This is a genomic window from Pseudomonas sp. GL-B-19, assembly GCF_019956415.1.
In the GTDB taxonomy this organism is placed as follows: domain Bacteria; phylum Pseudomonadota; class Gammaproteobacteria; order Pseudomonadales; family Pseudomonadaceae; genus Aquipseudomonas.
Genome location: NZ_JAHBDK010000097.1, coordinates 36,923 through 49,614, shown reverse-complemented (window position 1 = coordinate 49,614; position 12,692 = coordinate 36,923). Strand labels below are relative to the sequence as shown.

Annotated in this window: 8 protein-coding genes; 6 read left to right on the top strand and 2 right to left on the bottom strand. The window is 59.7% G+C overall.

The window, feature by feature from the left end; translation table 11 throughout:
• Window positions 1–139: 139 nt before the first annotated feature.
• A complete protein-coding gene (locus KGB06_RS28190) occupies window positions 140–373 on the bottom strand; it encodes a hypothetical protein (RefSeq protein WP_223521584.1) in 234 nt (77 codons plus the stop codon).
• A 53-nt stretch (window positions 374–426) separates the two neighbouring features.
• Entirely contained in the window at window positions 427–1,908 is a 1,482-nt protein-coding gene (locus tag KGB06_RS28185; RefSeq protein ID WP_223521582.1) for a coniferyl aldehyde dehydrogenase, read from the bottom strand.
• A 151-nt stretch (window positions 1,909–2,059) separates the two neighbouring features.
• Here KGB06_RS28185 and KGB06_RS28180 point away from each other — a divergent pair, with 151 nt between their 5' ends.
• From KGB06_RS28180 to KGB06_RS28155, 6 genes are all read left to right on the top strand, one after another.
• Complete coding sequence (locus tag KGB06_RS28180; protein ID WP_223521580.1) at window positions 2,060–3,043, top strand: flavin reductase family protein; 984 nt, start codon at window positions 2,060–2,062, stop codon at window positions 3,041–3,043.
• A complete protein-coding gene (locus KGB06_RS28175; RefSeq protein WP_411741880.1) occupies window positions 3,040–4,368 on the top strand; it encodes a spinster family MFS transporter in 1,329 nt (442 codons plus the stop codon). The genes KGB06_RS28180 and KGB06_RS28175 overlap by 4 nt, the downstream gene beginning before the upstream one ends.
• 143 nt (window positions 4,369–4,511) lie before the next feature.
• Window positions 4,512–5,114 carry a TetR/AcrR family transcriptional regulator gene (locus tag KGB06_RS28170; protein WP_223521579.1) on the top strand — a complete coding sequence of 201 codons (603 nt, stop codon included), beginning with the start codon at window positions 4,512–4,514 and terminating at the stop codon, window positions 5,112–5,114.
• A 183-nt stretch (window positions 5,115–5,297) separates the two neighbouring features.
• Window positions 5,298–5,741: a hypothetical protein gene (locus KGB06_RS28165; RefSeq protein ID WP_223521577.1), complete on the top strand. Its 444-nt coding sequence runs from the start codon at window positions 5,298–5,300 to the stop codon at window positions 5,739–5,741.
• A 371-nt stretch (window positions 5,742–6,112) separates the two neighbouring features.
• The gene (gfa, locus tag KGB06_RS28160; RefSeq protein ID WP_223521575.1) at window positions 6,113–6,691 is read left to right on the top strand and encodes an S-(hydroxymethyl)glutathione synthase; all 579 of its coding nucleotides are present in this window, start codon (window positions 6,113–6,115) and stop codon (window positions 6,689–6,691) included.
• Window positions 6,692–6,973: 282 nt separating this feature from the next.
• Entirely contained in the window at window positions 6,974–12,589 is a 5,616-nt protein-coding gene (locus KGB06_RS28155; RefSeq protein WP_223521573.1) for a putative Ig domain-containing protein, read from the top strand.
• The last annotated feature ends 103 nt before the right edge of the window (window positions 12,590–12,692 follow it).

The following is a 12,692-nucleotide window of genomic DNA, read 5'->3' as shown; positions in this document are numbered from 1 at the left end:
CCTGATTGATGATTATTCTGAAAATTTGCACAGCCCTGTAGGAGTCCGGCTTGCCGACGAAGAACGATAACGCGGTGCGACAGATACAACGCGGCATTCCATTCGCCGGCAAGCCTGGCTCCTACGGGGATCGCGGTGTTCACGCGACATGAAAGCGCGCCGACAATTGATCCAGCGCCCGCGCCAGTTGTTCCAGATCCGCGGCGGCCACCGCACTGCGACCGGCATTGGCCGACAGCGCACCGGTGCCGGTGGAGACACTCTCGACCCGGGTGACCATTTCCCGTGTGACTCGTACCTGTTCGGTGATGACTGCTGCTATGGTGTCCACGCTGCGGATCACATCATCGGTGCCACTGCGAATCTGCGCCACCGAATCGCCTACCTCATGCAACGGATTGGGAACGCAAGGCCCCCACACCGAAATCAGTCGGATGTGACACCAGCCAGCATGGCCGCCAGGTAGTGCTCGCCATAGGGCGGCAACATGCCCCACTCGCGGCGCGGGTCGTGAGCCGACGCCTTGAAAACCGTGCGCAAATGACTGAATTCGAGAAAGCCTTCGCGGCCATGGTAATGGCCCATGCCCGAGGCGCCGACGCCACCGAACGGCGCATCATGCAAAGCGGGATGCATCATCACATCGTTGATGGTGACCCCGCCGGACAGGGTGTGCTCCAGCACGTGACGTTGCTCCTGCGCATCTTCGCCGAAGTAGTACAGCGCCAACGGACGTGGCCTGCCGTTGATGTCAGCGATGACCTGATTGAGGTCGTCATAGCTGAGCACGACCATGGCCGGACCAAAGATTTCCTCGTGCATGATTTCGCTGTCCGGGGCCGGATCAACCACCACCCGCAGCGGACGACGACGGTCCCGGGCGTCCACGGCCAGGGGGTCGGGCAGGCACTCGATGCGCGCACCGCGCAACTGCGCGTCTTCGACCAGGCCCTCGACCCGGTCCAGATGCCGCTGGTTGACCACCGCCACCACATCCGGGTTGCCGGCCACTGTCGGGTTGAGGTCACGATAGGCACTGCGCAGCGCATCGAGGAAGAATTCGAGCGAGGCCTTGGGCACGTACACCAGGTCCGGGTTGATGCAAATCTGCCCGCCATTGCTGGCCTTGCCCACGGCGATGCTGAACGCGGCCTTGTTCAGGTCGGCGCTGCCCGAAACGATCACCGGCGACTTGCCGCCCAGTTCGAGGGTGACCGGCACCAGGTTTTTCGCGGCATTGCCCATCACCAGCCGGCCAATCGCCGTGCTGCCGGTGAACACCAGATGGTCGAAGGGCTGGCTGCTGAAGGCCTCGCCCAGTTCCGGTCCACCGTTGACCACCGCCACCACCAGCGGGTCGAGGTGTTCGGCGCACAGGCGCGCCACCAGTTCGGCGGTGCGTGGCACCACTTCCGACGGTTTCAGGATCGCCCGGTTACCGGCGGCCAGCGCCGAGGCCAGAGGGCTGAACAAGGTATACAGCGGCGCATTCCAGGTACCCAGGATACCCACCGTGCCCTTTGGCTGGTGCATGACCCAAGCCCGGGCCCCGAGCTGGTCATAAGGGGAAAACATCTCGCGCGGCTCGTCCTGCATCCACGCCTGCAGATGATCGCGGGCATATTTGAGCGATGCGAGTGCGCCCAGCACGTCATTCATCAATGAGAAACCGGCAGGTCGCCCGCCGAAGTCCTGGTCGATCGCCGCGGTCAATGCTGCATGGTTGTGGACCAACAGGTCGATCACTTGCTGGAGTCGCTGGCGGCGGGTATCGGCGCTGACAAGCCCGGCACTGGCGAAGGCGCTCTTCTGTCGCGCCAGCAGGCTGGAAAGGTCTTCGACGCAAGACGTGGCTGAACTCATTGTTATCCCCTTGCAGGTTGGCTCAATGGCCGTTAAGCGCCCCATGCGCCAGGCGCCACCCTAGCCTTGCTAACACCTGCGCCGCCTCGTCCAATCGGACGAGGCCCTGCATTAGTGTTAGTCCGTTGAGACGATGTTCAGCACCTGCAAACGCCTAATACTGGCCATACGAAAACTCCACTCCATGAGGCCAGTCATGGCAATGCAAAACATCAGCTTCGATCCCCAGGCATTTCGTGCCGCGCTCGGCACGTTCACCACTGGGGTCACGATCATCACCACCCAGACCGAAGACGGCTCGCCGGTGGGCATCACCGCCAACAGTTTCAACTCGGTGTCGCTCAATCCGCCGCTGGTGCTCTGGAGTCTGTCCAAGCAAGCACGCAGTCTGCCGATCTTCAGCAGCGGCAAGCATTGGAACGTGCATGTGCTGTCCACGGAGCAAGAGACTCTGTCGGGACGTTTCGCCACCCAGGGCGAGGACAAGTTCGCCGAGATCGAACTGGACAATGGCATCAGCGAAGCACCGCTACTGCAAGATTGCACGGCACGTTTCCAGTGCCGCACGGCGTTCCAGTACGAAGGCGGCGACCATGTGATCTTTGTCGGTGAGGTACTCGCCTTCGATCACAGCGATCGTGCGCCGCTGGCGTTCCAGAGTGGCCAATACGCCCTGGCCACGCGCAAGCCACGTAGCGAACTGCGACTGGCTACCACCCCGCCGCCACCGGAGTGCAGCTACACCGAAGACTTGCTCGGTTACCTGCTGGGGCGTGGGCACTATCAGGTCCTGAACGTCCTGCGGCAGCTACTGAGCAGCCAGCAGCTGGACGAACAGACGTTTTTTGTTCTTTCGATTTTGTGTATCCGCGACAACCTGACCCTTGAGGAAATCAACACCTTTGTTAACTACACTGGCCGCGAAGTCACGCTGGCCAGCATGCGTTTTCTCGAACGCCAGCGCTTGGTCGCGTTCGAGGGCTCGGCAGACTCATTACGGTTTGTCCTCACGGCCCAGGGCCGCGAGGTTTCACTGCATCAATTGGCGCTGGCCAAGGCCGTGGAAGAAGATCTCTCGGTCAAGCTCGGCGCGGCCGACGCGCAGGCCTTGAAGGTCTTGCTCAAGCGCCTGATCGTCGTGAGTGACCCCGGCCTGCCTGATCTGTGGGCGCCGCGGTGACTGCCCGCGCAGGTTTGTTGGCACCGGCCAGGGTCGGCTGGGGCAGCCACGGCTTGCTATTGCTGCTGGCCATGGTGTTTGCCGACAACTTCGTCGGGCGACAAATACTGGCGGTCATGGTCGAACCGATCAAATCCGAATTCGCGGTCAGCGACACCGCCATCGGGTTGATCTCGGGATTGGCGTTCGCGGCGGTCTACGCACTCATGGGGCTGCCAGCGGGTCGGCTGGTGGACCGCATGCCGCGTATACGCCTGCTGGCAATGTCTTGTCTTCTCTGGGCCGTGGCGACAATGGCTTGCGGATTGGCCGGCAGTTTTCTTGCGCTGGCCATTGCGCGCATGCTGGTTGCAGTCAGCGAGTCGCCGACGACTTCGGCCTCGCTGTCGTTGATCGCTGACCTGTATCCACCACAACGACGTTCATTCGCTATCAGTTGTTTTACCGCAGCACCGACGTTTTCCTCGATCATCGGGTTAAGCATCGGCGCCTGGGTGGTGGAGCACTATGGCTGGCGCAGTGCGTTCGTTGCCCTTGGTGTGCCGGCGCTGGTGTTCAGCGCCATCCTGGCCTTTGTCGTGCGCGACCCTCAGCGTGGCCGTTGGGACCTTACGCCACACTCCCAAACGCAGCCTGCGCTGCTGGGCATGGGCGCTGAAGCACGCAAGCTCTGGGCGTTGCCGGCCTATCGTTGCCTGATCCTCGCAGGAGGACTGACCACGCTCAGCTCCTATGCCATTGGCATGTGGAACACGAGCTTCCTGGTGCGCTCCCACGGCCTGTCATTGCAACACGCCGGATTGCTGGCGGGGGTGATCTGCGGTACTTCGGCCGGGATCGGTGGTTTGTTTAGTGGCTGGTTGAGTGACCGCCTGTGCCGTCGCAATCCACACTGGCAAGTTTCGATTCCGATATTCGGCCACTTGACGGCCATCTGTGCGCTGATCCCCTATCTGCTCTGGTCCGACTCCCTGTTGGTGCGCTTGGGCGATGTGCCGATTCCAACCGCCATGCTCTGGTGCGCGCTTTATTCCTTCTTTGCCGTCTGGTGGGTCGCCCCGTCCTACAACCTCGTCACCCAACTGGTGCCACCCGGTCGACGCGGTACCGCCATGGCTCTGCAAACCATCGTCAGCACGCTGCTCGGGGTCGGCATCGGGCCACTGATAACCGGCTTGTTCAGCGATATGTTGCTTCCTCTGTTTGGCCACGAGTCGCTGCGATATGCGCTGCTGCTGGTGAACCTGCCGGTAATTTGCGCAGTGCTATTGCTAATGCGCACCGCGAGCCATGCGTCCAGAACGGGCTATCGCCACGGGGGATAAGCTAAGTCCATTCCTATGGTGAAAATACTTTCAACTCTGAGATTTGCGGCGCGCGCGTGTCCGGTTACGTGCAGATGTATAAAACCTGCATCAATCTACGACGCGTATTCGCCACGCTTTCATTTTCTAGTAGACGGATCGACATGCAAACTACCATCGCATCAGCCAATCCAATACACAGCGCTCGCGATCGAATTCTTGACGCTGCGATGGAACTCTTCGCCACTCGTGGCTTTCAGGCAGTCGGCTTGCGAGATCTGGCGAGCTACCTGGGATTGCATGCCGGATCGCTATACCATCACATCGATAACAAACAAGCCTTGTTGTTCGAACTCATAGAGTTCGGCTTATTGGATTTATTGCAGGAAACGAAGCGTCGAATGAAAAATGCACGAAGCCCTTGCGAGCGACTAAATTTATTTATTCAAGCCTTCGTCAAATTCAACTTTAATGAAAAACATAAGCTAACCCTGATTACCAGCGAGTTTGCCAATCTTAATAAAGAACAACAAACTCGGATCATTCAGCTAAAAAACCGATACTCGTCACTTTTAAGCACCGTTATCGCTTATGAGCGCGACGAGAAAGAAACGTTTAATGGCGACAACTGCCCACTCACAAATACAGCCGTCATAATTCTATTTGGGCAGTCGCAGTGGTACAACCCTGAAACAACCGAATTACAACTCACAGCAACACTCACAAATATTTTTACGTGCATGATTGGCAACTACAGTAGCAACTAAAGATGGATTTATCTTAGCAGCGCATATCGCAAAATCACTCATCAAACGGCCGTCGGCGCTTTGCACGACGCAGCACGAATGCGCTTTTACACACCATCCATCAGTTCGATCCCGCACACGGAACAAGCCACTAAACTCCACAAGGGGGATGAAATCAACGCACCTCAAATCAGGAGATCTGTAATGAACAGAACATCTTGGCTGGCGTTGGTAGTAGTGGCAGGGGCGATTTCAGGTTGTGCGAGCAGAACTGAAATTGTTGATGTCCCCTTACAGGCTACCCCGCAAAACGCTGAGCATATCGCTCGAGCCAACCTTAGTCCGGTGGGCAATCAAACCAGCATCTGGCTCACCATCGGTGGTGTCCCCCCCGACTTGGCCGTACCTAGCCGCCTTGACACCGCTATCTATGCTGGCTCGTGCCAGCATTTGGGCGCACAACCGGCGTACAAGACCCATCAGGCCAACAGTGTCGATTATCCATCGTTAGCGTCGCGAACCCAGTACTGGGCTCAGGCACCGGTGGCGCTGAACGAACTGACCAAGGGTGAATATGCCTTACTCGTTCGCACCAGCCCGGCAGACGGCAGCCGTCCTATTTTCTGTGGCAACATCAGCGCTGGCTAGGGGCGCATCGAGCAAGCTGTTCGGTACCGTGGCCTGTACAACTACCGACAGGCTGCGGTGATGCGTCCATCAGTGCGGGCTCCAATTCTCCCCTATGGTAAAAATTGAAGCTTCAGTAACCGCCGAGGTCGGAGGGCAAAACTTCTGGCAGCGTTCGGCCGAGGCTGTGTGAAAACGTTTTAGGGCGGGGTTGACGGTCCGAATCGGAACGAAAATCGAGTTCCTACGCAAACTCCAGGTCGCCAGCAGAACCGCCCTCAGGGAGGGGGATTTGTGCATTCGAAAAACAAGGCAAGGTCATCTACCAAGAGGAACGCTTCGAACGACGAGCTATCCTTTATCTGGGGACAAACTGCAAAGGAGACGCCAGCATGACCACCTTGAAACTTCACCCTGCACTGGACAATGGTATCCAACCCGCCGCCACGAATTTCACAGGTGGCACCCTGCAATGCCTGTGTGCGACCGACAAGGTCGAGGTCAGGATTGACGCACAAACGCTGCATAACCACGCGTGTGGCTGCAGCAAATGCTGGAAACCGCAAGGCGCGACATTCGCCGTCATCGCCGTGGTACCTCGGGACAAAGTCAGCGTCACTGCCCATGGCGAGAAACTGGCGATTATCGACGAAACCGCCACCATTCAGCGCCACGCCTGCAAGCAGTGCCACACCCATCTCTTCGGGCGCATCGAGAACAAGGGCCATGCGTTTTATGGCCTGGACTTCGTCCACACCGAGCTCTCTCCCCAAAGCGGATGGGCTGCGCCGGGTTTCGCCGCGTTCGTGTCCTCCATCATCGAAACCGGCACACCGCCAGCGCAAATGAAGGCGATACGTGAGCGCCTGCGCTCGATCGGCCTGGAGCCCTATGACTGCCTGTCCCCGGACTTGATGGACGCAATGGCGACTCATGTTGCGAGACAGAAAGGTCTGCTCCCCGCCGCCTGATTGATCGACCATCGCGGCGATCCTGTCGGTGGCATGAGCTTTTTCGTTTTCCAGTAAGGCAATGCGGGCCTGCTCGGCCAGGGCACGATCCTGGCCGATGCTGCGATAGTGGCACTTTAAGCAAGCGTCAACAGAACGTTACTTATTTGAAACACCTCACAACCGCTGATCAGTTAGTTCGGTTTTCTGTCAAAACTTTTGCGCTCCGCTGGGTCATAACACGGTGGCCGCCGATGGAATATTGGCGCCTATCGAGGTTTTAACCTGATACGGAGTAAGTTTATGATTTTCAACGTACAGAATTTTGGCGCCATAGGAGATGGCATCACAGACGACACAGCGGCGATACAAAGTGCGATTGATGCAGCGGCTGCCGCAGGCGGCGGGCAGGTGTATATGCCGACCGGAACTTATATCGTTTCGGGAGGCGAGGAACCCTCCGACGGCTGCCTGATGCTCAAGAGCAACGTCTACCTGTACGGCGACGGCATGGGCGAAACCACCGTCAAGGTGGCTGACGGCTCTGACACCAAGATCACGGGGGTCATCCGCTCGGCCTATGGCGAGGAAACCCACGACTTTGGCGTCAGCAACCTCACCATCGATGGTAACCGCGACAACACCACCGGCAAGATCGACGGCTGGTTCAACGGCTACATTCCCGGCGTAGAAGGCTACGACTCCAACGTCACCCTCGACAGCGTCGAGATCAAGGATTGCTCCGGGTACGGTTTCGACCCCCACGAGCAGACCGTCAACATGGTCATCAAGAACAGCGTGTCTCACGGCAATGGCCTGGACGGCTTCGTGGCTGACTTCCTCAGCGACAGCACCTTCGAAAACAACGTCGCCTACGACAATGACCGCCACGGTTTCAACGTCGTCACCAGTACACACGACTTCACCCTCACCAACAACGTTGCCTACAACAATGGCGGCACTGGCATCGTGGTGCAGCGCGGCAGCGAGAACATCCCCTCCCCCAGCCACATCACCATCACCGGTGGCGAGGTGTACGGCAACGGCGCCGAAGGGGTGTTGATCAAACTGTCCAGCGAGGTGACCGTCAGCGGCGTCGATATCCACGACAACACCAGCGCCGGGATCCGAGTCTACGGAAGCAACCACGTCGAAATCATCGACAACACGCTCAACAACAATTCCTTGGGCAGCCCCGTGCCGGAAATCATCATCCAGTCCTACGACGACACCTTGGGCGTGTCCGGCAAGTACTTCAACGGCAGCGACAACACGATCCAGGGCAACATCATCAGCGGCAGCAACCTGTCGACCTACGGTGTTGCAGAGCGTAATGAAGACGGCACCGATCGTAACGCCATCATCGGCAACACCATCAGCCACACCAGCAATGGGGCCACGCTGGTCTATGGCAACGGCAGCTACGTCAGCGCCACGGTGCCGATGACCACCGTGCAAGGCACGGCTGGCAACGACACCCTGCTGGGCAGCACCGCCAGCGAGATTTTCTACGGCGGTGCCGGCAACGACACCATCAATGGTGGGGCCGGCGCCGACATTCTGGTAGGCGGTGCAGGCATCGACAAACTCACCGGCGGTACCGGCGCGGATACGTTCCGTTTCGCCGCTCAGTCCGACAGTTACCGCAACGCAACCGCAAGCTTCGATGACACCATTACCGACTTCGATGTCACCCAGGACAAGATCGACCTCGCCGGCCTCGGTTTCACCGGCCTGGGCAATGGCCGTGGCGGCACCTTGCAGGTCAGCTACAACGCCAGCAACAACCGCACCTACATCAAGGACTACGATGCCGACGCCAGCGGCAATCGCTTCGAGTTGATTCTCTCGGGCAACCTGGCCAGCACCCTGACCGCCAGCCACTTCATTTTCAATCGGGTGGTCACCGGCACCAGCGGCAGCGACTCGCTGTCGGGTAGTGATTCGGCCGACACCTTGCTCGGCCTGGCGGGCAACGACAGCCTCAGTGGTGGCGCGGGCGACGACAAGCTCGATGGCGGCGCCGGCATGGATACTCTCACTGGTGGCGCCGGGGCGGATACTTTCGTGTTCTCCAACCGCCTGGACAGTTATCGCAACTACAACACCGGCGGCGTCAACCTTGGCGACCTGATCACCGACTTCGATATCACCGCCGACAAGATCGACCTCTCGGCCATGGGTTTCACCGGCCTGGGGGACGGCAAAAACAACACCGTGTACCTGGTGCTCAATGCTGCTGGCACCAAGACTTACATCAAGACCCTGACCGCCGACGCTAATGGCAACCGGTTCGAGGTGGCACTGGACGGCAACTACGTCGACAAGCTGAGCAGCGCCAACTTCGTCTTTGCCACGTCGTCACCGACTAACCAGGCACCGGTGGTGGCAACGGCGTTGCTGGATCAGAACGCCACCGAAAACACCCCGTTCAGTTATGTGGTGCCGGCCACCAGTTTTACCGATCCGGATAACGACAGCCTCAGCTACACCGCCAAACTGGCTGATGGCAGCGCCCTGCCCGGTTGGCTCACCTTCGACGCCGCCACCCGCACCTTCAGCGGCACGCCAAGCGACACGGCGTCGGGCACTTACTCGATACAGGTCACCGCGTCCGATGGCAGCAATGCAACTGTCAGCGACAGCTTTACCTTGGCCGTACAGGATGTACCCGGCGCACCCACTGTGATCAATGGCACGCCGAACAACGACACGCTGACGGGCACTGCTGCCAACGAACAACTGTTCGGTGGCAGCGGTAACGACACCCTTAATGGTGGCGCCGGCAACGACATTCTGATCGGCGGCACTGGCGTGGACAAACTCACCGGCGGCGCGGGTGCCGACGTATTCCGCTACACCTCAAAGCTCGACAGCTACCGCACCGGTTCCACCAGCGCCAGTGACCAGATCCTCGATTTCGACGTGACCGCCGACAAGATCGATGTCTCGGCGCTCGGCTACACGGCCTTGGGCAATGGCCTGAACGGCACGCTGCAAATGACCTACAGCGCTTCGACCAACCGCACCTACCTCAAGGATCTCACCGTCGACGCCAACGGCAACCGCTTCGAAGTATCGCTGGCGGGCAACCTGGTCAACAGCCTGACGACGAGTCATTTTGTCTTCGCCGACCAGAACACCCCCAGCAATATAGCGCCGGTGGTGACCATCCCCCTCCTCGACCAGAACGCCACCGAAAGCACGCCGTTCAACTACACCGTGGCCCACGACAGCTTCACCGACGCCAACCAGGATGTGCTGACCTACACCGCGACCCTCGCCGACGGCAGAGCCCTGCCCGCCTGGCTGAGTTTCAACGCCACCAGCCTGACGTTCACCGGCACGCCGATCAGCACAGCGTCTGGTAATTACAACGTACTGGTCAAGGCCACCGATCCTTCAGGTGCGTCGGTCAGCGACAGCTTCGCCCTGGCGGTGGCCGATGCGCCCGACAACACCATCACTGGCACCAACAATGCCGAAAGTCTCAACGGCACGGCGGGCGCCGACCTGATCCTCGGCCTCGGTGGCAACGACACCATCAAGGCCGGCACCAGCGCGGACATCGTCGACGGCGGCGCCGGACGCGATTCGCTGTACGGCGGCGACGGTGCTGACACCTTCCGCTACACCAACGTCCTCGACAGCTATCGCGACTATGACACCGGCGGCGTCACGGCCACCGACACGATTTATGACTTTACCGTGGGCGTCGACAAGATCAATGTTTCCGGTCTTGGCATTCTCGGTCTTGGCGATGGCAGCAATGGCACGTTGTACACGACCCTCAATGCCGCCGGCGACAAGACCTACATCAAATCCGCCGAGGTCGACGCCGATGGTAATCGCTTCGAAATCGCCCTCAACGGCAACTACCTCAACACCCTGACCACCAGTGATTTCGTGTTCGGCGAGCGAGCCCAGCAAGACATCCTCTACCTGCCCACACTCGGCCAATCCAATGCGCGCCTGCTGCGCATGACGGAGGACGACGATCAATCCGGCACCTCGATGCTGGTCAACGACTTGGACCGCTACACCCCCTATGACGTGCGCAGCCAGTTCACCGACGCCGATGGCAACGGCATTGACATCGCCGTGGGTGGAAGCACAGTCAACGGCCTGTCGACCCTGAGCGCCGAGGAACTCAAGTTGTGCTGGTGGCTGACCGACACCAATCAACCCGGGCCTGCGCTGTTGCGTGCCGTAGCGTTGCTGCAGGACCAGCTCACCGAACTCCAATCCATCGATAACGTCACCATGGGCATCATTTGGGGCCAGGGCGAGGAAGCCGCCCAAGAGATCGGCCGCGCCACGGACAAACCGGCGGCCGCAGCGGCGTACAAGGCCGCGACCCTGAAGGTGTTTGATTACCTGCATGCCCAGTTCGGCAACTTCAGTGTGTACATGATGGAAACCGGTCACTACGAGCAGGACGCGGCGCGTGCCCGTGGTTATTCAGAAGAGAAGATTGCCTCCATCGTCGAGGGGGTCGGCTATGTCCGCGCCGCCCAGGAAGCCATCGCCACCGAGCGCGCCGACGTCAAGCTGGCAGTGGACTACACCGACCTGCCCTTGCGCTATGAAGTCGATCCGCTGGTGTATCCCGATGACGTCTGGCACCTGCACGAGGAATCGGCAGAAATCGTCGGCCAGCGCCTGGCCGACTACATCGCCGATGACCTTGGCTTCCAGGGCGACCCCAACGACAACAACAGCGTGCAGGACATTTTCGACAACGCTCAGAACCAGGGCGGGATGATTTCCGGCACCGATCAAGCGGACACTCTGGTAGGCAGCTCCGGCAATGACACACTGGATGGAGACCTGGGCGCCGACACCATGACCGGGGGTGATGGCAACGACATCTACGTGGTCGATAACGCGTTCGACAGCGTGGTAGAAACCAACACCTCGACCTCGCAGATCGATACGGTGCAGGCCTCGGTCAGTTGGACGCTGGGCGCCAATCTCGAGAACCTGGTGCTCACCGGTGTGTCGGAGATCGACGGTACCGGCAATGAGCGGCGCAACTTCATCACCGGCAATGCCGCCGACAACGTGCTCGATGGTGCCGCAGGTGACGATAGCATGAGCGGTGGCGATGGCAACGACACTTACTATGTCGACAACGCCGACGACAGCGTGATCGAGACCAACAGCAATAGGGTGCCTGGAGGGATCGACAGCGTGCACAGCAGCCTGGCGGCCTATACCCTCGGCAGCAACGTCGAGAATCTGTATATCGATAGTGCTGGCGCTGCCAATGGCACAGGGAATGCGCTGGACAACACGCTGTTCGCCGGTGCCGGCAACAACGTGCTGGACGGGCGCGATGGCAATGACACAGTGTCCTATGAGCGTGCCTCGGCGGGGGTTACCGTAAGCCTATCGACGTCCGCACAACAAAATACCGTGGGTTCCGGGCTCGACACCCTGAAATTTATCGAAAACGTGAGGGGAAGCGCTTACGCCGACAATCTGTCGGGCAACAGCTCCGGGAACATTCTGAACGGTGGTGCGGGTAACGACACGCTGGTGGGTGGTTCGGGCGATGATCGGCTGATCGGCGGTGCAGGCACTGACAGCCTTACCGGTGGCACTGGCGCGGACACTTACGCGTTTGCTGCCCTGTCGGACATGGGCGTCGGGGCTTTGCGTGATGTGATCAGCGGCTTCAAGACCACCGAGGGTGATCATCTGGACCTTACCGGCCTGGATGCCAACCCCCTGACGGCCACCGTCGACGCCTTCACGTTCATCGGCAGCAACGCCTTCGACCCCACCAACGCCACCGGCCAACTGCGCTTTGCCGATGGCATCCTCGAAGGCAGTGTCAACGCCGACGCCACCCCTGAGTTCGAATTCGAACTGGTGGGCGTCAAGGAGCTGCACGCCAGCGACTTTGCAGCCTGAGTTGCACATTGCTCGCGAAGGCGGCGGAACATTCAGCAAGCAGGCTGACTGATCTACCGCTTTCGCGAGCAAGCTCGCTCCTACAGGGGATATGCAGTGTCGC